This window comes from Saccharothrix tamanrassetensis (assembly GCF_014203665.1).
GTDB classification, from domain to species: domain Bacteria; phylum Actinomycetota; class Actinomycetes; order Mycobacteriales; family Pseudonocardiaceae; genus Actinosynnema; species Actinosynnema tamanrassetense.
This window is the reverse complement of sequence record NZ_JACHJN010000012.1, coordinates 152,871-174,702: the sequence shown is the minus strand read 5'-3', so window position 1 is coordinate 174,702 and position 21,832 is coordinate 152,871. Positions and strand designations below refer to the sequence as shown.

20 protein-coding genes are annotated in these 21,832 nt (G+C 70.7%); 7 read left to right on the top strand and 13 right to left on the bottom strand.

From position 1 onward, the window contains the following. Positions 1–3: 3 nt before the first annotated feature. A complete protein-coding gene (locus FHS29_RS31310) occupies positions 4–1,002 on the top strand; it encodes an outer membrane protein assembly factor BamB family protein (protein WP_246441036.1) in 999 nt (332 codons plus the stop codon). Positions 1,003–1,230: 228 nt separating this feature from the next. On the opposite strand, the gene FHS29_RS31305 is transcribed toward FHS29_RS31310, so the two are convergent. Next, complete coding sequence (locus tag FHS29_RS31305; RefSeq protein WP_184696945.1) at positions 1,231–1,788, bottom strand: RICIN domain-containing protein; 558 nt, start codon at positions 1,786–1,788, stop codon at positions 1,231–1,233. 184 nt (positions 1,789–1,972) lie between these two features. Between FHS29_RS31305 and arfA the strand changes: the two genes are divergently transcribed. From arfA to FHS29_RS31275, 6 genes are all read left to right on the top strand, one after another. After that, a complete protein-coding gene (gene arfA / locus FHS29_RS31300; RefSeq protein WP_184696943.1) occupies positions 1,973–3,487 on the top strand; it encodes an arabinosylfuranosidase ArfA in 1,515 nt (504 codons plus the stop codon). 27 nt (positions 3,488–3,514) lie between these two features. Further along, positions 3,515–4,771: an ABC transporter substrate-binding protein gene (locus FHS29_RS31295; protein ID WP_184696941.1), complete on the top strand. Its 1,257-nt coding sequence runs from the start codon at positions 3,515–3,517 to the stop codon at positions 4,769–4,771. 5 nt (positions 4,772–4,776) lie between these two features. After that, positions 4,777–5,667: a carbohydrate ABC transporter permease gene (locus tag FHS29_RS31290; protein ID WP_184696939.1), complete on the top strand. Its 891-nt coding sequence runs from the start codon at positions 4,777–4,779 to the stop codon at positions 5,665–5,667. Position 5,668: 1 nt separating this feature from the next. Continuing rightward, on the top strand, positions 5,669–6,487 hold the full coding sequence (locus tag FHS29_RS31285; protein WP_184696937.1) for a carbohydrate ABC transporter permease: 819 nt from the start codon (positions 5,669–5,671) through the stop codon (positions 6,485–6,487). 104 nt (positions 6,488–6,591) lie between these two features. Further along, positions 6,592–7,602: a LacI family DNA-binding transcriptional regulator gene (locus FHS29_RS31280; RefSeq protein ID WP_184696935.1), complete on the top strand. Its 1,011-nt coding sequence runs from the start codon at positions 6,592–6,594 to the stop codon at positions 7,600–7,602. Positions 7,603–7,807: 205 nt separating this feature from the next. After that, complete coding sequence (locus tag FHS29_RS31275) at positions 7,808–9,595, top strand: AfsR/SARP family transcriptional regulator (RefSeq protein ID WP_184696932.1); 1,788 nt, start codon at positions 7,808–7,810, stop codon at positions 9,593–9,595. Positions 9,596–9,693: 98 nt separating this feature from the next. Here the strand turns inward: FHS29_RS31275 and FHS29_RS31270 are convergent, their stop codons facing one another. The 12 genes from FHS29_RS31270 to FHS29_RS31215 all read right to left on the bottom strand — a co-directional run bounded on the left by FHS29_RS31270 (position 9,694) and on the right by FHS29_RS31215 (position 21,832). Then, positions 9,694–11,457 carry a Xaa-Pro dipeptidyl-peptidase gene (locus FHS29_RS31270; RefSeq protein WP_184696930.1) on the bottom strand — a complete coding sequence of 588 codons (1,764 nt, stop codon included), beginning with the start codon at positions 11,455–11,457 and terminating at the stop codon, positions 9,694–9,696. Positions 11,458–11,617: 160 nt separating this feature from the next. Next, the gene (locus FHS29_RS31265; RefSeq protein WP_184696928.1) at positions 11,618–12,346 is read right to left on the bottom strand and encodes a J domain-containing protein; all 729 of its coding nucleotides are present in this window, start codon (positions 12,344–12,346) and stop codon (positions 11,618–11,620) included. Beyond that, positions 12,343–13,089, bottom strand: a complete 747-nt coding sequence (locus FHS29_RS31260; RefSeq protein WP_184696926.1) for a hypothetical protein — start codon at positions 13,087–13,089, stop codon at positions 12,343–12,345. The genes FHS29_RS31265 and FHS29_RS31260 overlap by 4 nt, the downstream gene beginning before the upstream one ends. A gap of 308 nt (positions 13,090–13,397) precedes the next feature. After that, positions 13,398–15,014, bottom strand: a complete 1,617-nt coding sequence (locus FHS29_RS31255; protein WP_184696924.1) for a thiamine pyrophosphate-binding protein — start codon at positions 15,012–15,014, stop codon at positions 13,398–13,400. Beyond that, the gene (locus FHS29_RS31250) at positions 15,011–15,772 is read right to left on the bottom strand and encodes a cyclase family protein (protein ID WP_184696922.1); all 762 of its coding nucleotides are present in this window, start codon (positions 15,770–15,772) and stop codon (positions 15,011–15,013) included. The genes FHS29_RS31255 and FHS29_RS31250 overlap by 4 nt, the downstream gene beginning before the upstream one ends. Positions 15,773–15,887: 115 nt before the next feature. Continuing rightward, on the bottom strand, positions 15,888–16,589 hold the full coding sequence (locus FHS29_RS37890; RefSeq protein ID WP_184696920.1) for a cupin domain-containing protein: 702 nt from the start codon (positions 16,587–16,589) through the stop codon (positions 15,888–15,890). Beyond that, a complete protein-coding gene (locus FHS29_RS31240; RefSeq protein WP_184696918.1) occupies positions 16,586–17,017 on the bottom strand; it encodes an OsmC family peroxiredoxin in 432 nt (143 codons plus the stop codon). Before FHS29_RS31240 ends, FHS29_RS37890 begins: the two co-directional genes overlap by 4 nt. Then, a complete protein-coding gene (locus FHS29_RS31235; RefSeq protein WP_184696916.1) occupies positions 17,001–18,170 on the bottom strand; it encodes an aminotransferase class V-fold PLP-dependent enzyme in 1,170 nt (389 codons plus the stop codon). The genes FHS29_RS31240 and FHS29_RS31235 overlap by 17 nt, the downstream gene beginning before the upstream one ends. Before the next feature lie 208 nt (positions 18,171–18,378). Continuing rightward, the gene (locus tag FHS29_RS31230; RefSeq protein ID WP_221456919.1) at positions 18,379–18,912 is read right to left on the bottom strand and encodes an XRE family transcriptional regulator; all 534 of its coding nucleotides are present in this window, start codon (positions 18,910–18,912) and stop codon (positions 18,379–18,381) included. Positions 18,913–18,957: 45 nt separating this feature from the next. Further along, positions 18,958–19,956, bottom strand: coding sequence for an LLM class flavin-dependent oxidoreductase (locus FHS29_RS31225; RefSeq protein ID WP_184696912.1), 999 nt, complete (start codon positions 19,954–19,956; stop codon positions 18,958–18,960). Further along, positions 19,932–20,831 carry an ABC transporter permease gene (locus FHS29_RS31220; protein ID WP_184696910.1) on the bottom strand — a complete coding sequence of 300 codons (900 nt, stop codon included), beginning with the start codon at positions 20,829–20,831 and terminating at the stop codon, positions 19,932–19,934. The genes FHS29_RS31225 and FHS29_RS31220 overlap by 25 nt, the downstream gene beginning before the upstream one ends. Then, on the bottom strand, positions 20,828–21,832 hold the full coding sequence (locus FHS29_RS31215; protein WP_184696908.1) for an ABC transporter permease: 1,005 nt from the start codon (positions 21,830–21,832) through the stop codon (positions 20,828–20,830). Before FHS29_RS31215 ends, FHS29_RS31220 begins: the two co-directional genes overlap by 4 nt.

The following is a 21,832-nucleotide window of genomic DNA, read 5'->3' as shown; positions in this document are numbered from 1 at the left end:
GGGTTGCCCGACGCCGTCAAGTGCATCGTGGCCGACGACTTCTGGATCTACGCTGGGTGTGACGACGGCCAGGTGTACGACCTCGGCGCCAAGGTGCCCCGGGTCGCCTACGAGATCGCCGACGACGTCGACATCTACTGGCTCGACATCCACGACGGCGTGCTCGGCGTGTCCGACCGGCAGGGCCGGGTGACCGTGGTGGACCACGAGGACGAGTTCCAGTGGTCGTGCCCGGCCATCGGCGACAGCGCCTGGATGGTCCGCTGCTCGGCGGAAGGCGTCTTCCACGGCCACTCCCGGGGCGTCACGCACTACACCGGCCGGGGTCACCGGGCGTGGCACGCCGACACCGTCGGAGGGGTGCTGTTCGGCTGGCAGGAGCGCACCGAGGTCTTCGCGGGCACCAGTCGGGGCCGGATCCACCGGTTCGCCAAGTCGGACGGGCGCGCGACGGGCGAATACCGCTGCGACGCACCCGTGTTCTCCTGCGCGACGTCGCCCGACGGCGAGTTCGTCTTCGCGGGCGACAACCAGTCCTCGGTGTACTGCTTCGCCGCCGACGGCACCCGGCTGTGGAAGCTCGCCACCGGGTGCGGCTCGGCGTTCTCCATGCAGTACCGCGACGAGCGGCTCTACCTCGTGACGACGGACGGCTCGCTCGCCTGCCTGGACGCCAGTCCCGCCGCCGTGCGCGCGGCGGAGCAGGGGCAGCTCCCGCCGCGCCAGGACATCAAGGCCGGCGCCATCGACCGCGTCGAAGCGACCGCCGAGGTGGAGGTCGTCTCGCACGTCGCCCCCGGCGAGGGCGTCGTCGTCGAGCGCGTGCAGGAGGGCGGCCGGGTCAGGGTGCACGTCGTGTCGGACGGGTACGACCGCACGTGGGGCGTGCAGTTCCCCAAGAACATCCGCGTGCCCGGCGCCCGGTACCTGGTCTCCGAGGTGCTCACCTCGGCCGGCGGGTCGTTCTACCGCACCCGCGGCGAGATCAAGCGCCTCCGCTGAACGGCGGCGCCCCGTCCGCCGCCACACCGGCGGTGGCTGCGGACGGGGGCGCACGAAGGCGGTGCCGGGGGGCAGAGACACCCCCGGCACCGCCGTTCCCGCGGCCTGCCCACCCCGGTGTTCCGTGGACACGACCAAGTGCACGAGCGGAGCGTGCCGGACACCCCTCGTGATCCGGCCGGACTCAGCTCCGTCACCGAACTCCGGGCGACATCCGTCCTGCGCGGATCAGGCGAACGTCCAGACGTGGTCGTCGGTCCGCGAGCAGTGCCAGAGGGTCAGCCGTGCGTCGGGGCCGCCGGAACCGTTGAGGCCGTCGACGTCCAGGCACAGGTTGGGGTCCTTGGCGTGGTGGAAGAGCCAGCCGTTGCCCACCCACTCCAAGCTGAACATCTGGTTGTCCGACGGGCCCAGGACGCAGTGGTACTGGCTGATCTTCGTGGCTGCGGGGACGGCTCCGAACAGGGGCACGTCCATGCAGTAGCCGTCCTTGACGTTCTGGATCGCGTAGGTGCCGTCGGGGTAGGGCAGGAGGCGCCACATCTGGTTGTCGATCGGCCCGGGGTTGCAGTACCACTGGTTGACCGGGCCGTCGATCGTCCCGGCGCCGAATCCCGGCACGTCGGCGCACAGGCCGGTGCGGACGTTGAGGAGCAGTTGGTCGGCGTTGACCGCGGGTGCGGGTGCGCTGCCGGCATGAGCGGGCACCGCTGACAGCGCGAGTGCGGTGGCGACGGCCGCGACGGCGACCTGGAACAGCCTTCGCGCCTGAGTTGTGGTCGACATGGTTCCTCTCCCTCGTGTCTGCTGCGTGCCGGACGACCGTGGCAGCCGGGAATTGCCCGAACCTTGCCGTTCCGGTGGCGCGCGCTCGGCGCGGTGCAAGGTTTCGCCAAGGTCGGCGCCGGAGCTTTGCCGCGATGCCCGACCGCAGGTGTGCCTCCTGCGAAGCGCCCGGGGGTGAAGGCTTGTGCGAAGCGGCAGCCTGGTGCTCGATCCCGACTTCACCATCGGTCCGGTGGACCGCCGGCTGTTCGGCTCGTTCGTCGAGCACATGGGCCGGGCCGTGTACACGGGGGTGTTCGAACCCGGCCACCCCGAAGCGGACGAGAACGGCTTCCGCGGCGACGTCCTGCGGTTGGTCAGGGAGCTGGGTGTCAGCGTCGTGCGCTATCCCGGCGGCAACTTCGTCTCCGGGTACCGCTGGGAGGACGGGGTCGGCCCGGTGGGTGAGCGGCCGAACCGGCTCGACCTCGCGTGGCGGCAGCACGAGACCAACCGGTTCGGGCTCGACGAGTTCGTGTGCTGGACCCGGTCGGCGGGCGTCGAGCCGATGATGGCGGTGAACCTCGGCACCCGCGGCGTCCAGGAGGCGTGCGACCTGCTCGAATACGCCAACCACGACAGTGGCACGTACTGGTCCGACCTCCGGGTGAAGCACGGCTCCCCCGCTCCGCACGACATCCGGCTGTGGTGCCTCGGCAACGAGCCGGACGGCCCCTGGCAGCTCGGCGCGAAGACCGCGTACGAGTACGGCCGGCTCGCCAACGAGACGGCCAAGGCGATGCGCCGGGTCGACCCAGGCATCGAACTGGTGCTGTGCGGCAGCTCCAACAGCTCCATGCCCACCTTCGGCACGTGGGAGGCGACGGCGCTGGAGCAGGCCTACGACACCGTCGACTACATCTCCCTGCACGCCTACTACGAGGAGCGCGACCACGACCTGGCGAGTTTCCTGGCCAGCGCCGTCGACATGGACGGCTTCATCGACGGAGTCGTCGCGACCGCCGACCACGTGCGCGCCAAGCTGCGCGAGCGGAAGAAGATGATGCTGTCGTTCGACGAGTGGAACGTGTGGACCCAGCGACGGTTCACCGGCCGTCAACGGGCCGACTGGGAGCACGCTCCGAGGCTGATCGAGGAGACCTACACGGCGGCCGACGCGGTGGTGGTGGGCAGCTACCTGATCACGCTGCTGCGCCACGCGGACCGGGTCCGGGTGGCGTGCCAGGCGCAGCTGGTCAACGTCATCGCGCCGATCCGGACCGAACCGTCGGGCCCCTCGTGGCGGCAGACCACCTACCACCCGTTCGCGCTGACCGCGCGGTGGGCACGCGGGACCGTGCTACGGGTGGAGAGCACCTCACCGCAGTGTGTGACCAGCGCGTTCGGGGCCGTGCCCGCACTCGACGCCGTCGCCACCCACGACGAGGACACCGGTGACATCGCGCTGTTCTGCGTCAACCGGAGCACGACAGACGCTCTCCCGGTCTCCGGCAGGCTCGGCACCCGTGAGCCACTCGCGCTTCTGGACGCGGTGGTCGTCGCCGCGGAAGTTCCCCACGCCGTGAACGACCCACGTACACCCGATCGGGTGGTGCCGAAGCCCTTGAGCAACGCGCGGGTCGATGCGAACGTGGTGACGGCCCTGCTGCCGCCCGCCTCGTGGTCCCTGATCCGCCTGAGCCCGGAAACGAACCTCTAGCACTCTTACGACGCGGTGGAGCCTCAGATGAGAATGCGGCGCGGCACGTTCACCTCGATTGTGCTGGTGTTGACGACGGCTCTCGCGCTCAGCGGCTGCACAGCGGGTGGCGACGCGGCGGTGAGGCTGACGTTCTGGAACGGGTTCACCGGCCCCGACCGGCCCGTGCTCGAAGAGCTGGTGGCGACGTTCAACAGGACGCACCCCGGTGTCCGGGTCGAGATGAACGTCATGCCGTGGGACGTGCTGTTCCAGAAGATACCGGCCGCCTACAACGCCGGCCGCGGCCCTGACCTCACCGCGTTCGACACCGTGCGGGTCGCCATGTACGCGAGCAGGGGGTACCTCGGCTCGGTGGACGACTGGTACACCGACAACACCGCCACCTCGGCGGCATTGCACCGGCAGGCCACCGAGGCGACCTCGTTCGAGGGCCGGCGCTACGGACTCCCGTTCACGTTCACGCCGACGCTGTTGTTCTACAACCGGAAGTTGTTCCGGGAGGCGGGCCTGGATCCGGACCGGCCGCCGGCGACCTGGCCGGAGTGGCAGGACCACGCGCTGCGCCTGACCAAGTTCACGGAAGGCAACGACACCCCGTCGCAGTTCGGGCTGGCGATCCCCGACCACCAATCCGTGCAGATCTGGCCGATCCTGTTGTGGGGCAACGGCGGCGACATCCTCTCCGCCGACCACGAGCAGCCGGCGGTCGGCGAGCCGGCCGCGGTGGAGGCGGTGCGCACCTGGGCCGGCCTGATCGCCACCCGGAAGGTCTCGCCGATCGGGCTCTCGGGTCCGGAGGCGGACAAGCTGTTCGAGACGGGCAAGGCGGCCATGGAGATCGTCGGTCCGTGGATGACCAGCGGCTTCACCAAGGCCGGCGTCGACTACGGCGTGGCGATGGTCCCCGCGGGGCCGAAGCGGCAGGTCACCATCGCCGCCGGCACGACGCTGGCGCTGGCGGCGACGGCGGACGCGGCCACGCGGCGGGCCGCCGGGGAGTTCTTCGAGTTCTGGACCTCGCCGGAGACCCAGCAGCGGTGGTCGGCCGGCACCGGGTTCCCGACCGTCCGAACCGACGTCGAGCCGCAGAACGCGCAGGCCGCCACCTTCGACCGGCACGCCGAGGCGGCGATCGTCCTCATGCCGGGAGTCCCGGAGTACCAGAAGATCTACACCGAGATCTTCGAACCGGCGATCCAACGCGTCGAGCACGGCGAGGCGTCGGCCGAGGAGGCGATGTCCCGGGCGGCCGAGCAGATCCGGCCACTGCTGCCGAGGTGACCACCATGACGAGCAGACCCGGACGCCGCGGGCGGGCATCCCGAACCCTGACCGCCTATGCGTTCCTGGCGCCTTCCCTCGCCGTGATCGGGCTGTTCACCGTGTGGCCGCTCATCCTCGCCGCCGGCAGCTCGGTCCGCGCCGCCCGGCCCGGCAGCGGCGAGTGGGTGGGCGCGGACAACTACGTCGCCGTCCTGAACAGCGAGGAGTTCCGCAACGCACTCGGGAACACCGCCGTGTACGTCGTCCTGGCCACGCCGGTGACGGTCGCGTGCGCACTCGGCCTGGCCCTGCTGCTCAACAGGAAGCTCGCCGGACGTACGTTCTTCCGGGCGGCTGTCTTCGTGCCGGCGGTGGTCTCCCTGGGCGTGACGGCCATCTCCTGGCGCTTCCTGCTGAGCCCCGAGATCGGGCTGGTGACCCACTGGCTGCACCGACTGGGCATCCCCGCCGGGAACGGGATCCGCGATCCGGACCTCGGACTCGCCTACCTCGCCGTGGTGCACGTGTGGCGCAACGTCGGCTTCTACGCCGTCATGTACCTGGCCGGCCTGAACACGATCCCGCGCACCTACTACGAGTCCGCCCACCTCGACGGTGCGAACGCGTGGCAGCGGTTCCGGCACATCACGTGGCCGCTGCTGGGCAACACGACCGCCTTCGTGTCGATCCTGGCGGTCGTCACCGCGGTGCAGGCCTTCGACCACGTGTTCGTCATGACCGGCGGTGGCCCGTACTCGTCCACCGAGACGCTGGTCTACCTGTTGTACCGGAAGGGGTTCGAGGACCTGGAATTCGGCTACGCGGCCACGCTGGGATGGATCGTGCTGCTCATGGTGTTCGCGCTCTCGCTGGCCCAGAACCTGTACTTCAGCCGCCGGGTGGTCGGGTACTGACATGCGGGAAACACCGGCGGGGCCGCTCGTCTACGCCGGGCTCGTCGTCATCTCGGCGCTGGTCCTGCTGCCGCTGGGGTGGACCGTGCTGGCCTCGCTCACGCCGGAGGCGCAAATCGCGCGGTTCCCCCCGCGCGTGCTGCCCGAGGACATCACCTTCGAGCACTACCGCGAGATCCGGCGGCAGCTCCCGCTGGCCAGGCAGTTCCTCAACACCCTGATCTTCGCGGGCGGCGTCACGCTGCTGTCGCTGTTGTTCGACTCGATGGCGGCCTATGCCCTGGCCAGGCTGGACTTCCCCGGCAAACGCGTGGTGTTCGGGCTGGTGCTGGCGCTGCTGATGATCCCGCCGCAGGTCACGCTCGTCCCGCTCTACGAGATCATGAGCGGGCTGGACTGGATCAACACCTACCACGGGCTGATCCTGCCCAGGGCCGCCAGCGCGTTCGGGATCTTCTTCCTGCGCCAGTTCTTCCTCACCATTCCGCGCGACCTCGACGACGCCGCGCGGATCGACGGTGCGTCACACCTGCGGATCTACGCGCGGATCGTGGTTCCGATCTCCGCGCCGGCCGTGCTCACCCTGGGCCTGTTCCACTTCATGTACAACTGGAACGACCTGCTGTGGCCCTTGGTCTTCACCACCGATCCGTCGATGCACACGCTGCCGGCGGGTCTGGCCCTGTTCATGGGCAAGCACGTGGTGCAGTACGGACTGCTCATGGCCGGAGCAGTGCTGACGCTCCTCCCGGTCGTCCTCGCCTTCGTGCTCGTCCAGCGCCGATTCGTGGAAGGGATCGCCACCACCGGCATCCGGTGACGACCTCCGGTGCGGCCCACCGCAGGTTCCTCCCCGAGCAGCTTGTACATCGTTGTAAACCGAACGTACGATCATCACCACCGACGCGTGACAGGAGGCGTGCAGTGGCGTCCAGCCTGAAGGATGTCGCGCGGTACGCGGGGGTCTCGATCAAGACCGTGTCCAATGTGGTCAACGGGTACGTGCACGTCTCGGCCGTGACCAGGGCAAAGGTCCAGCAGGCCATCGCGGCGTTGAACTACCGGCCGAACACCGCGGCCCGCCACCTGCGGCAGGGCCGTTCCGGGGTGATCGCCCTGGCCCTGCCCGAACTGCGGGCGCCCTACTTCGCCGAACTCGCCGGTTTCGTGGTGGAGGCGGCCGACGAGCGCTCCCTCAAGGTGCTCATCGAGCAGACCGACGGCGCCCGGGACAGGGAGCTGGAGATCACCGAAGGGGTGCCCGGCCACCTGATCGACGGCCTGATCCTCAGCCCGCTCGCGCTGACCGAGGACGACCTCGAACAGCGCACGGACCGGTTGCCGATGATCCTGCTCGGCGAGCAGATCACCGACGGCGCCGCGGATCGCGTGGTCGTCGACAACGTCGCGGCGGCGGAGGAGGCGGTCGCGCACCTGGTGTCCCTGGGACGAAGGCGGATCGCCGCGATCGGAGCCCAGGACGCCGCCCCCGGCGCCACCGCCAGGCTGCGGCTGCGGGGGTACCGGCAAGCACTGCGCCGCGCCGGGATCGCGTACGACCCGAGCCTGGTCATCCCGGTCGAGCAGTTCCACCGACACGACGGAGCACTGGCCATGCAGGGGTTGCTCGACCTGGCACAGCCACCCGACGCGGTGTTCTGCTTCAACGACCTCCTCGGCCTGGGAGCGCTGCGCACACTGCTCAGCCACGGGCTGTCCGTTCCCGGGGACGTCGCGGTCGTCGGATTCGACGACATCGAGGAAAGCCAGTACAGCACGCCCACCCTCACCACGGTCGCCCCGGACAAGGAAGAGATCGCCAGGACGGCGATCGACTTGCTCATCAAGCGTTTCAGCGGTGATCACGATGCCCTGCCACGTAGCGTGAATCCGACGTATCGACTGATTTGCCGCGAGAGCACCCTCGGCGGTTGAGCCGGGTGAGCCATCGAAGAAATTCTTGGTCCCACGGGGTTTACAACGTTGGTTACAACGTTGTACAACATTCCTGGAGGGTGGGACAAAACCGGAACCGGGATAAACGCGAAAATGCTTCACCGCCGCTGGACGGGCGGACCGACCTGTCGGCGGCGGACCCGAGCCGGGCGATGGGCTGCTGAGAGGTCGTTGGGGGAACGACATGGAATTTCACTTGCTCGGGCCCGTAGAACTGCGGAACGTGGGCCGGCGGATCAATCTGGGGGCGGCGAAGCAGCAATGCCTGCTCGCGGTACTGCTGTGGAACACCGGACAGCCGATCCCGATCGCGACTTTGATCGACCACCTGTGGGACGGCAACGCTCCCCGGCACGCACGGCAGTCGATCTACAGCTATGTGACCCGGTTACGCCAAGCCCTGACGGCCTGCCACGCCACCATCGAGCGGACGCCCGGCGGCGGTTATCTGCTGGACGTCGATCCGGACGCGGTCGACGTGCACCGTTTCCGCCGACTGGTCTCGGCCGCGCGCGCGACCGCCGCCGACCGGACGCGGCGGGAACGCCTCTTCCGGGAGGCGTTGGCGCTGTGGCGCGGGACGCCGCTGGCCGGGGTGAACGGATGCTGGGCCGAGCGCGTTCGCGCGGGCCTGGAGGACATGCGCACCGAGGCCTGCCTCGCCTGGGCCGACGCCGCGCTGGCGGTCGGCGAATCCGCTGCCGTCGTGACCTCCGCCTCCGCGATGCTCGGCGCGCACCCGCTGAACGAGCCACTCGCCGCGTTGCTGATGCGGGCGCTCGACAGCGAAGGCCGCCAGGCCGAAGCCCTTGCCTGCTACGCGCGGATGCGCAGCCGGTTGCGGGACGAACTCGGCACCGAGCCGGGCCCGGTCCTGCGCGGCGTGCACCAGCGCCTGCTGGGCGACATCGGCGTCGCCCCACCGACGTCGGGCGGCCGGCAGTGCCAGACCGACCGCCTCATCGGCCGCGAAGCCGAGCGGGTCGACCTGACCCGCCAGATCGCCGAGCACCGGTTGGTCACCGTCGTCGGGCTGGGCGGGGGCGGCAAGAGCACCCTCGCGATCCACGTGGCCCGATCACTGCGCGGACGTTTCCCGGACGGTGTCGCCGTACTGGACATGTCGGTGCTGACCGAGGTGCGGGAAGCGATCGGCGCACTCGGCTGCCTGCTCCACGTCACGCCCGAACCGCCGGAGGACCTGCTCTCGGCCGTCGAGCGGGCACTGGACGACCGCAGGTGCCTCGTGGTGGCGGACAACTGCGAGCACGTGTCCACGCACACCGCCGCGTTCCTGGGCAGGCTGGCCGCACGGTGCCGGAACCTGACCGTGCTGGCCACCTCGCGACAGCCCCTCGGCCTGGCCGGGGAGAACCTCTGGCGGCTGCCGCCCCTGCACCGGCAAGCGGCGATCGCGCTGTTCTGCCGGCGCGCCGGCCAAGAACTCCACCCGCGGACCATGTCCCCCGCCGACCACGAGCACATCGCCGAGATCTGCCGCCTGCTCGACGATCTCCCGCTGGCCCTGGAACTGGCCGCGACGCGGCTGCGCACGTTTCCGCTGCCCGAACTCACGCGGCGGCTGCATCACGGGCTGGACCTGCTGTTCCGCACCGGATCAGGTGAGAAGCACCGCCATCACACCCTTGCCGCCGCCATCGGCTGGCCGTTCCGCTCCCTGCCGGACACCGAACGCCGCCTGCTGGCACGCCTCGCCGACCTGCCCGACGGCATCGACCTGGCCACCACCGAAGCCGCGTGCGGGTTCGGACCACTCGCCCCGGTCGCCGTGGCACCGGCGCTCGCCGCACTGGTCGACCGCTGCCTGGTGCAGCCACACGACGTCGACGGCAAGCGGTGGTTCCGGCTACCGAGAACCGTGCGCGTCCTCGCGGGTGGGCTGCCGACCGGGTCCGGCGAGCCGGCCGTCGGCCGGACACGGTCCCGCGAGCGCGTCGGAAGCATGGTGTGAAGCCGTGATGTGATCCATCCGCCGGAGCCGGTTCCCGGGCCCAGGTGGGGCCGTGGACGTCGTGCACAGGGCGACTGCCCCGCGCACCACGCCGTCGCTCAGGTGGCCAGCGGCACCGTCACGGAACTGCCGGGGGCCAGGCGCAGCCTGGTGCCGCCCGACGGCCGGAGTGTGTAGTCGTAGTCGGTGGAGACGACCACCAGCCCGATCCGACGGCCCGCCGCGAACACGTAGTCCCTGGGCTCCATGGGGAAGCGCAGGTCGTACTCCTGTCCGCGCACCACCTTGCCCCCGGTGCCGATCGAGTCGCGGTTCTGCGGGTCGATCCAGCCCCGGGTCACGATCACGGGCGCGGCGGTGCTGCCGACCGGGCCGTAGTCGACCAGCAGCGCGGTCACGTTGGCGTCGTCCCGGTTCTCCACCGCCATCCGCAGGGACACGGTGGTGATGCCGGACAGGCGGGACGCCGTGGTCAGCGGGTCCGAGCGGTAGACCAGCCGGTTCGGGTCGGCGGCGTCGGGCCGGGCGACGAGTTGCGCCGCGGCCCGCGTCCGGCCCTGGTCGTCGAACGACTGCGCCACACCGGGTGCGGCCGACGGGGCGAGCCGTCCGGGTGCGGTGGCGGAGGTCGTCGTGAGGTGCAGCGTCGTGGGCCCGCCGGCGGGGTCCGGCCAGTCGGCGAGCTTGCGCCACCCGTCGGTGTGCTCGACCTCGGCGGTCGGCTCGCGCATGATGCCGTTGTCGGTGCCCTTGAGCCAGTAGTCGAACCAGCGCAGCAGCGTGGACTGGTAGTCCGAGCGGGCCGGCGCGCTGTGGCCACCGCGGTGCAGCCAGATCTTGCGCGGGACGTTGTTGCGGCGCAACGCTTCCCACCACTGGGAGTAGTGCGTCCCCTTGACGTTCCAGTCCGACTGGCCGTGCATGACGAAGACGCTCGCCTTCACCTGACCGGCCTGCCGGGTGTAGTTGCGCTCGTCCCAGAACGCGTTGTAGTCGCCGGTGACGCGGTCCTGGCTCCGGGTCAGCGTGGCGATCTCGTCCGCGCAGCCGGTTCGGGTGACGACGGCCTTGGCCAGCACGTCGGCGTCCTCACCCTGGTAACCGCCCGGTGCGACGACCAGGCCGTTGGCGCGGTAGTAGTCGTACCAGTTCGACGGAGCGGCGATGGGCACGATGGTCCTCAGCCCCGGGACGCCGGTGGTGGCGACCATGTTCGGCAGGGCGCCGTTGTAGGAGATGCCGGTCATGCCGACGTTGCCGTCGCTCCACGACGCGGTGACCGCGCGGCCGGCGCTGTCGACGCCGCGGGCACGGCCGTTGAGCCAGTCCACGACCGCCTTGCCCGCCAACGCCTCCTGCTGGTCACCGCTGGTGGGGCAGCCTTCGGACGCGCCGGTGCCGATGCTGTGCCCCAGGACGACGGCGTAGCCGCGCGGCACGAAGTAGTCGTCGAGCCAGCCCGCCAGGTTCGGCGACGCCGTGCGCACGGTGCCGTCCGGCCGGCCGTTCGACGTCGTTCCGAACAGCCCTTCCTGCGGTAACCGGTCGACGTTCACCGGGTGCATGGGGACCGTGCCGATGCCCGTCCGGTAAGGGCTGTGCTCGAAGACCACCGGGTAGCGACCCGTCCCGGACGGGCGGGCGATGTCGAGCGCGATGCGGTCGGGGCGACCGTCGTGGTCGCTGTCGACCGTCGACTCGACGTAGACGCGCTGCTCCACGACCGCTGCGGCCGAGGGTGGTGCGGCGAACGCGTCCGGCGCGCCCGTGGCGGTCAGCAGGACGACCACACCGAGCCCGAACAGGGACTTCAGGGGACGGCGGCGCGCGCGGATCCGGAGCGCGCCGAAGGGTGGTGCCATCGCAGGTCTCCTTCGCAGGGTCTCACGGGCGAACACGCACGTGAGTGGAGATGTACGGCGGCGAGGTACCGACCAGTGTGGCGCAGGACGTCGGCACGACAACAGTGCATGAAGATGGCCTTCGGGGGTGCGGTCGGCCGGGAGGCGACGCGTGGACCGGCTACGGCCTGCCCGTGAACGCCGAAGAGAAGACCCAGAGCAGCATGAACAGCATCGACACCGACCCCAGCACGATCGCGGCGACCGAGAACGGGCGGTCGTAGCGGCCTTTCGGGTTCGACAGGCCGATCACCCCTAGTACGAGGCCCAACGGAGAGAAACAGCACGCGAGGGACACGACCAGCGCCACGATCGGTATCGCGGAGACGCTGGGCTGGACCGGGACCGCTGCGGGCTGCCACATCGGCGGCGGAGGCGCGTAGGTCGGCGGAGGCACATAGGTCGGCTGTGGCGGAGGTGCGTAGGTCTGCTGCCAGTACCCGGTGGTGCTCTGTGGCGGCGAGGCATCGGCATCCGGCGACGGGCCGACTCCGGCGATGACCTCCTCGCTCTCCCAGATCGATCCGGCCGCTTCCGCCGCTTCCGCCGAGTTGGACGACGGGTCGAAATCGACCGGGCTCTCGTCCTCCCACCCACCGGGCGGACCTTCGTCGTCCGGGCGCGAACGGGCTGCGTCTAAGTCGGCGCGGTGGCGAGGATCCAGCAGCACCGCCTTGGCGATGTGCAGCAGCTTCGTCTCGTACTCGTCGCCGCCGGGGCGGTCGGGGTGGACCAGTCGGATCTGCCGACGGTGTGCGGCGACGATCTCGGCTCGGGTGGCTGTGCGAGGAATTCCCAGCAACTCGTACGGATCGTGCCCGTCGAGGTCCCGTGGTGCCGGACCGCTCACCGCGGGTTCCTCAGCACCTCGGCCCGCCAGCAGGTCAGTTCCCACGAGCTGGGCCCGGAGCCCTGCCGGTAGCCGTGCCCCACACCGGCGGCGAACGTGACGTACCGCTTGTCGGCCAGGTAGCACCAGACGTGCAACGCGGTTCCACCCAGGGAACCGGCGGACCCCGGCCGGAAGTAGTAGTAGTCGTGCCACAAGTCGTCGTGGTCGTCGACGAAGGGTTCCTGCAAGAGCTGTTGGGCACGAGCGGGCAGGTTGCCGAGGAACCCGCTCATGGCTTCACCGAGCCGGCTGGTCGACGTCGGAACCGGCGCACCCGGACGGCTGCCCGGCGCGACCCGGTTGTCCGCGGACGACGGCGCGGCGGTTGCCTTCGCGACCGTCTCGATGACCGACGCTCGGCGGAACGTCGACTCGTCGAGCCGCAGCGCGCGGATCTCGTGCGCCGGACCACCGGCCGCGTTGATCGTCGGCTCCACCGTGACGAACGCCTTGGTGCCGAGCACGACGGCCGCGTTGCGACCACTCGTGTCGGACGCCCACCACTCCACGAGTTGGCCGATCCGCGCGTTCACCCGTTCCCGGATCTTGACGCCGAGCCGGTCCCAGACCTCCTCGCGGGTGCCGACGGATTCGGTGAAGCCGAGGCTCCCCGCGGCGTGTATCGGCCCGGAACCCGCCTGCCGCGCCGGTGATCGCTGCTGGTCGCGCCGGACCGGCGCAGTGCTGCGAGCTGATCGCATGGGTAAGCGGTCGTCCACCACCGGTGTCCTCCAACAGCCGAACCGTGATCGGCCGCCCATCGTAGTTCAGGCGATATCACCGCTGAGGTGAACACCCGGCCGTCGGCCCGGTAATCGAGCCACCCTCGGCATTCATTCCCGGTCGAGTAGAAAAAGCGACTTCCACGGACTTCCGGCAAATGCGGCTCGTCCGACCCAGGGATTCGCGAAATAGCCTCGTGTCCTGACCGAAGAAGCTGACCGGAGCGCAACAGCGGCAACTCCGCGGATGGTCGACGTCGTCCTCGTTGCCCGACCACCGGGTGTCGTCAGTGGCCGCGAAAGGCCTCCTCCAGCCACCACGACGCACGACGAGTGGTGACCTTGGCATCGATCAGCAGCGGGGTGTCGCGCGGGCCGTCGAGCCACCGGGTCACGCCGACGAGGTCGTCGCGACGGCGCACGGTCAGTGCGGTGCAGCCGAATCCGCGTCCGATGGCGGCGAGGTCGGTGTCGGCGAACCGCACGGTGTCCAGCGAGTGCCCGGCGGGGCCGAAGTGGTGGATCTCGGCACCGTAGCCGCTGTCGTTGTAGACCACGACGACCATCGGCAGGCCGAGCCGGACCACGGTCTCCAGTTCGGCGATGCCCATCAGGCCTCCGCCGTCGCCGAGCGCCGCGACCGGCAGCCGGTCCGGTCGGGCCAGTGCCGCGCCGATGGCGGTGGCCAGCCCCAGGCCGATCGACTGGAACGCCTGGGTGAAGCAGAACCCGCGTTCGTCGGGCACCGAGAGGTACGCGCTCGGGTAGCCCATGAAGTTGCCCGAGTCCACGCCGATCACCCGTTCGGCCGGCAGCAGGTCGTCCAGCCGGGTGGACAGCGCGCGGGGGTCGATCCTGTCCACTTCGGACTCGTCGGTGAACGGGACGTCCCGCCAGCGGCCGGAACGCGCGATCCGCGAGGCCAGTCCGGGCGAGCGGTAGCCCGGTGCTGCCCCGACCCGCAGGGCAGCGGCGACGGCCCGGACGTCGCCGACGACGCCCAGGTCGACGGGGCGGTGCGCGCCGAGGGCGTCCGCGTCCAGGTCGACCTGCGCGACACCGGCGGCGGACCCGATCAGGGTGCCGTGCCGGGTGGTCCACGTGTTCAGCGCGCAACCCCAGCCGACCACCAGGTCCGCGCCGCTGATCAGCTCGACGGCGAGCGGGTTGGCGAAGCCGCCGGAGATCCCGAGGGACCACGGGTTCCCGGCGAACAGCCCGTTGGCCACCGCCGACGTCGCCAGCAGCGCACCGCACCTCTCGGCGAGGCGTTCCAGCTCGGCCCGGGCGTGGCGGGCACCCCGGCCGGCGACGAACACCGGCCGGCGCGCCTTGGTGATGGCTGCCGCGAGCGCTTCGACGGCGGAGGGGTCCGGTGCGGGCGGGGAGTACGGCGGCACGGGCTCGACCGAGCCGACCGGCGCGGGTTCGGCCTGGAGGTCGAGCGGCAGGTTGAGCACGACGGTACGACGTTCGTGCGTGGCACGCCGAACCGCTCGCACGACGGTGTCCACAGCGGACGAGGCGGAGGTGACGCGCTCGGCGACCGCGCCGACGGACGTGGCCAGCGCGGTCTGGTCGACGAAGAAGTTCGAACGGGGTGACGTGACCTCGGCGGCGAGCACGACCATGGGCGTCCGGCTCTTGGCGGCCTCGGCGATGCCGGTCATCGCGTTCGTGAGCCCGCAGCCCTGGTGCACCGACAACACCCCGAGCTTGCCGCTGGTGCGCGCGTAGGCGTCCGCCATCGTGGCCGCACCGCCTTCGTGCCGGGCGGCGACGTACCGCGCTCCCCCGGCGATCAAGGCGTTGGTGACGTGGAAGTTCCCGCTGCCGACCACGCCGAAGACGTGGTCGGCACCGAGTTCGGCCAGCGCGCGGCCGACTGCGTCCGCGACCGTCATCGCTCGACCAGTGCCAGCACCCGCGTCGGGCTGCCCGAACCACCGACGATCGGCAGCGGCGCGGCGAGCACCACGGCGCCGGTCGGCGGCAGGACCGCGAGGTTGCGCAACTGCGTCAGGCCGTACTTCCCCGCACCCAGTAGGTAGGAGTGGCAGGGGAAAGCGGGCTCGAACGAGTGCGCGGCGCCCGCGTCCGTGCCCACGGTCTCCACGCCGACGCCGACGACCGGGGTCTCCTCGGCGAGCCAGCGGGCGCACTCCACGGAGATGCCGGGGCTGTGGCCGCCGTTGAGGAACTCCGCCTGGCTCTCGCCCCGCGCGTCCCACCCGGTCCGGTACAGCAGCCAGCCGCCGTCCGGCAGCGGGCCGTGCTCCTCCTGCCACTGCTTCACGTGCGCGATCTCCAGCAGGAAGTCCGGGTCCTGCGCGGCGTGCCCGGCGAAGTCCAGCACCGCGGCGGGCGCGAGGAGCTTCGCGGGGGCGACCTGGGAGACGTCCTCACCGTCCCGGCCGGTCGCCCAGTGCACCGGCGCGTCGAAGTGGGTGCCGGTGTGTTCCCCGGTGTGGATGTCGTTCCAGTACCAGCCCGGCCCGCGGTCGTCGTAGCGGCTGATCTCCTCCAACCGGAACGGGATCGTGTTCGCGAACGGTTCCGGCAGTTGCAGCAGCGGGGTGCCCGGGTGCAGCGGGGCGGTCAGGTCGACGACCTCGACGCGTCCCGAGCCGAGCGCGCCGAGCAGGTCGGACAGAATCGACATCAACCTCTCCCATCTCACGGAGCTTGAACCGCCGGACCTGGCCGGTGGCGGTCCTGGTCAGGGCGTCGGTGGACCGCTCGACGCGAGGGTACTTGGCCTTTCGCCGCGCGACACGTCACACCGGGCTGTTCTCCGACGGGCTGCCCGCGGGCACGAACACCCCGAGCAGCCGGAGGAAGCCTTCGCCGCCGAGGTTCTCCACCAGGTGGTGGACGCCCGCCGGGAGGTAGAAGCACGAGCCGGCGCCGATCGTGGACGTCGAGCCCTCGATCTCGACCTGACCGGTGCCGGACAACACGAACACCATCTCGCTGTAGGGGTGGTAGTGCATGGGAGTGCGGATCGCCGGGATGTACCCCACGAACTGGGTCACGCCGGAACACCCGGTCCCGGGGTCGAACAGCGTCTGGTACTCCCGATCGCTCACCGCGTCCTGCTTGACCTGATCGGCCAGGTCGATCCACGGGCGGTAGTCGCCGCAGACCACGTCGGGCTGCTGTCGCGCCGAAACCGACACGAGCACGACCTCGCTGTCGGTCGTGATCTCGTAGGCGTCCTCCCCGACGACGAGCACCGCGAGTTCCGCGCGCAGCGGATGGCTTTCCCCGTTGACGTGCAGCGTCCCGTCGCCGGAGAGCACGAACAGGGTCTCCAGACGCCCGGCACCCGGTGAACGCGGCCTCGAACGACCGGCGCGCACGTGGTAGACCGCCTGCCGCAGTCCGGTCACGTCGTCCCGGTGGGTCTCGCGGACGTCGATCGTGTCACCGTCCATACAGGACGGTCTGACCTGCTCGTAGTGGAAGACCCTGCTCACGATTCGACCTCGACTCTCAGGGTGACGTCGGCGGCGTAGAGGAGCCGGACCGGGCAGGTGCGCTCGGCGTGTTCCGCCATCTCGCGCACCTTGTCCTCCGCCACCCCCGGCGCGCGGACCACGCAGGACAGCTCGACCGTGGGGATGCGGAAGCCCTCCGCCGTCTGCACCAGGTGGACGACGGCGACCGCGTCGACCGACTCGACCGGGGTGCCGTTCTCCTCGGCCAAGTTGGCCAGCGACATCGAGAAGCACCCGGCCAGCGCGGAGCCGAGCAGCTCCTCGGGGTTGGTCGCGGGTTCCTCGCCGACCCGGCTGCGCAGGCTGAACGGCAAGGACGCGCCTCGCCTGCCGAGGTCGAGCGTCCCGCTCCCGGTGGACGCCGGGCCGTGCCAGCTCGCTCGGGAGGACCTACGGATGTGCAGCACCTGCGTCTCCTCGGTTCTTCGCGCGGTAGTCGGCGATCGCCGAGCAGGCCGCGTCCACATCGGACTCGTCGTTGAAGTAGTGGAAGGACAGCCGCAGCACGGTGCCCCGGGGCGCCGTGGCGATCCGGCGCGCGGACAGGTGGGCGGCGAGCGCGTCCGGGTCGTCGTCGACCAGTGCCACCTGGGGGCCGGGGTGCGCCCCATCGCGCGGTGCCCACACCCGCTCGCCCGCGGCGAGCAACCGCTCCGTCGCCAGGGTCGCCAGCTCCCCGACGTGGCGCTCGACGTCGTGCAGGTCGACCCGGGACAGCAGCCGCATCCCGGCGTTGGCACCGTAGACGGCGGGGATGCCCGGAGTGCCGGTCTCGAACCGGCGCGCCTCGGTCGGGTAGTCGACCGTCCGCGGGTCGAACCGGAACGGGTCGACCCGACCGAACCAACCGGTGAGCTGCGGCGGCAGGTCGTCCGCCAATCCTCCACGGGCGTAGAGGAACGCGACGCCGGGCAACCCCAGCAGGTACTTCAGCGCGCCGGAGACGAGGTAGTCGCAGTCGAGCGCGCGGACGTCCACCGGGAGCACCCCGGCGGCCTGGTACGCATCGACGAACACCCGCGCTCCGACCTCGTGCGCCTTGTCGACCGCCTCGCGGACCGGCATCCTCGCGCCGTTCCGGTAGGTCGCGATCGGCACCGACACCAGACCGGTCCGCTCGTCGATCGCGGCGACGAGTTCGCCGACGTCCACGGCGGCGTCCCGCTCGGGCACGTGCGTCACCCGGGCGCCCCGCGCCTGCTGGGCCACCCAGACGTGGCCGAGGGACGGGAACTCCATGTCGGTCGTCACGATCCCGGGCCGCTTCGACCAGTCCTTCGTGGAGGCCACCTGGTACGCGCCGTCCGACGCGCAGTGGACCACCGCGATCTCGTCGGGGTCGGCGTTGACCAGCGCCGCGAACCGCCGCCGCGCCTGGTCGACCTCGGCCATCCACAGGTCCCACGGGGCGGCGTGCTCGCGCATCGTGAAGGTCATCTCGGACAGTGCGGTCAGCAGTTCGCCCGACAGCGCACCCTGGCTGCAACTGGCCAGGTGCACGGTGTCGGCCAGGACCGGGAAGCACTCCCGGAACTGGCGGCTGGTGAGATTCGCTGGCATGACACCTCAAAACTTTTAGTGTGGCTAAACGATGGTAGGGAGCCTCGCCGAGCCGAGTCAAGGAGGTGCCGGCACTGCGCCACCGCGACCAAGCCGCCCGGAGATTCCGGGCACGCCGAAGACAGGTAGCAGCCCGGTGTCGTCAGTAGCTCGCGGCCTCAGCAGCTCGGCGGCGTCAGTAGTTCGGTGTCGGCAGCAGCTCGCGGCGTCAGTAGCTCGGCGGCGTCACGGCCAGCAGGAACCGCACCGGCTTCGTCGTCTCGTTGATGTACCGGTGCGGCAGCCGGGAGTCGAAGCTCCCGCTGTCGCCCTGCTTCAGTTCGTACCGCTCACCGTCGACTTCGAGCACCAGGCGGCCGGTCAGCACCACCACGCACTCGTCCGACGGGTGGCTCCAACCCGACTCCGAGGACGCCGCGCCCGCTTCGAGCAGGCCTTCGAGCACCTCGACCTTGCCCGCGCCCGCCGACACCCGCTGGTAGACCAGGCCACCCCGCGGTGAGCGGAGGTCCATCCGGCGGTCCTTGCGCACCAGCGCGACCTGTTCCAGGTCGGTGTCCTGGAACAGGTTGAACACCGGGGTGTCCAGCGCTCTCGCGATCTTGCGAACGGTCTCCAGGCTCGGGTCGGTGATCCCGCGCTCGACCTGGCTGATCAGCCCGACCGACACGTCGGCCGCCTTCGCCAGCTCGGTCGCCGTCATCGACCGCGCCGCGCGCAGCTGCCGAATCCGTTCGCCCATCACGGTGTGTGCTCCCCTGTCGTCGTCGGCTCGGTGAGACAGTAGTCAACCCAACACGGGCAGCACCTGCTCACCCAGCAAACGGATCGCCGCGCCCGGGTCGGGGCCGAGCGGGCCGCCGATGCTGAGCTGGGTGACGCCGGCGGCGACGAGTCGGCGCAGTCGGGCGACGACCTCGGCCGGGGTGCCGACGACCGCGAGGCGCAGCATGTCGTCGGTGACGAGTTCCGCCGCCGCCTCCACGCCGTCGGCCCGCATCGCGGCCGTGACCGGCGCGAAGTCCGCCGAACCGAGACCGACCACCGCGAGTTCGCGGTCGGACAGGTACGGCCCGAAGAACGCGATCGTCGGCCGGATGAGGTCGCCCGCCACGGTCGGGTCGTCGGCGACCGAGACCCAGACGCAGCCCGCGATGTCCACTTCGGACGGATCACGACCGGCCGCCGCCGCGCCGGCGTGCACCCACCCGACCACTTCCGGCGCGGTCTCCGGCGGAAATAGGATGGGCAGCACCCCGTCCCCGTAGCCGCCTGCGGCGGTGAGGAAGTCCTCGCCGTACGCCGTGACGTACAAAGGGATCCGCCGCCTCGGCGGCGTGAAGCCGAGCGTGCACCCCGGTTCCCACCGGAAGTGCTCGCCGTCCGTCGGCGCCTCCTCCCCCGCGATCAGCGCGCGGATCAGCCGGACCGCCTCGGCGGTGCGGCCGGGGATGGCCGTGCCGTCGAGGCCCAGCTTCGGGATCATCCCGTCGGTGTGCGCGCCGATGCCGGCCAGCGCACGACCGCCGGACAGCAGGTCGAGCGTGCCGAGGTAGGCCGCGATCTCCGACGGGTCGACCGTGCCGGGGTTCATCCCGAGCGCGCCGACGTGGATGCGCGAGGTGCGTTGCGCCACGGCGGTGCACAGCGCCCAGGTGTGCAGCATGAACGGGTCACTGGCGAACCACACCTGGTCGAACCCGGCCTCCTCGGCCGTGACGGCCAGGCCGACCAGTTCGGCCGGCCCGCCGACGAACTGGGTCAATCGGATGCTGGTGACGACCACTTCTGACGCACCTTTCGTGTTCTGCCGCCGGAGCCGCCGGCGAACCGGTCTCCGACGTCGTCGCCGAGGATGGTGAACGCGAGCACCACGAGAGCGATGGCCAGGCCGGGGAACAGCGAGTACCACCAGGCGTCGAGCATGAACCCGAGCCCGTCACTGGTCATCACGCCCCATTCCGGCGTCGGTGGCCTCGCGCCGAGTCCGAGGAAGCCGAGCCCGGCACTGGCCAGGATCACGAAGCCGACGTCCGTGGTGGCCAGCACGACGACCGGCCCGACCGCGTTGGGCAGCACGTGCCGGAGCAGGATGCGGCGGGTCGGCACCCCCAGCACGATCGCGCTGTCGACGTAGGGCCGCCGACGGACCGACACGACCTGTCCGCGCATCAACCGCGCGTAGGAGGGCCACCAGACCGCCGCCAGCGCGATCGTGGTGTTGACCAGGCTCGGTTGCAGCGCGACCACGACCACCATCGGCAGCAGGATGTAGGGCACCGACAGGAAGACGTCGGTGATCCGCATGATCACCTCGTCCACCCAGCCGCCGCGAAAGCCCGCGATCAACCCGAGCCCGCCGCCGACGACGGCCGAGAACAGCACCACCGACACACCGATCGCCAGCGAGATGCCCGCCCCGTGCACGATGCGGCTCAACAGGTCCCGGCCGTTGTTGTCGGTGCCGAGCAGGTGGTCGGCCGACGGTGGCAGGAGGCTCGCGCCGAGGTCGATCGCGTTCGGGTCGTACGGCGCGAGCACGCCCGGGACGACCGCCATCACGACCGTCACCCCCAGCACGCCGAGGGCGAGGGCGGTGGACGGCCGCCGTCCCGCGAGGCCGGCCCGGCGGCGGGTCCGACGCGGCAGTTCGGCGGTCATGACAGCCGGACTTTCGGGTCGAGCACCGCGTGCAGCACGTCGACCAGCAGGTTGACCGCGAGGAACGCGACGGTCGCCACGAGGGTCACCCCCATCACGGAGTTGTAGTCCAGCACGGTGATCGACTCGTAGGCGTACCGACCGACACCCGGCCACTTGAAGATCTTCTCCACCAGCACGGAGCCGCCGAGCAGGTACCCGAACGCGAGGCCGGTGACGGTGACCACCGGCATCATGGCGTTGCGCAACGCGTGCACGTAGACGACCCGGCGCTCCGGCACGCCTTTCGCCCGCGCGGTCGCGACGTACGGCTCGGCCAACGCTTCCAGCATCGACGCCCTGGTCGTCCGCATCACGCGGGCCAGGGTCGGCAGGGCCAGCGTGGTGGCGGGCAGGACCAGGTGGTGCAGCACGTCCAGGAAACCCGCGCCGTCACCACGCAGGACCGCGTCCAGCGAGGCGAACCCGGTGATCGCTTCGGAACCCCCGGCCACGTCGGTCTGCCCTTCGCTCGGCAGCCACCCCAACCGGGCGTAGAAGACCACCACCAACACGATCCCGACCCAGAACACCGGAACCGCGACCCCGGCGAGGCTGAGCACCCGACCCAGGTGGTCGAAGACCCCGCCCCGACGGGTCGCCGCGAGCACCCCGAGCGGGATGCCCAGCACCAGCGCGATGATCAGCGACGCGACGGTCAGCTCGATCGTCGCGGGCAACGCGTCCACCAGGTTCGACAGCACCGGCTGCTGGTTGGTCAGCGAGTCGCCGAGGTCACCTCGCGCCAGCCGCACCAGGTAGAGGCCGAACTGCGTCACCAGCGGCTCGTCCAGCCCGGCCTGCTCGCGGATGCGTTGGACGGCCTCCTCGCTCGCGTTCAGCCCGGCCAGCACCCGCGCCGGGTCGCCCGGGACGATGTGCGTGAGCAGGAACGTGATCACCGAGACCGCGAGCACCAGCGGCACGGCGATGAGCACCCGGCGAACTACGAATCGGCCCAT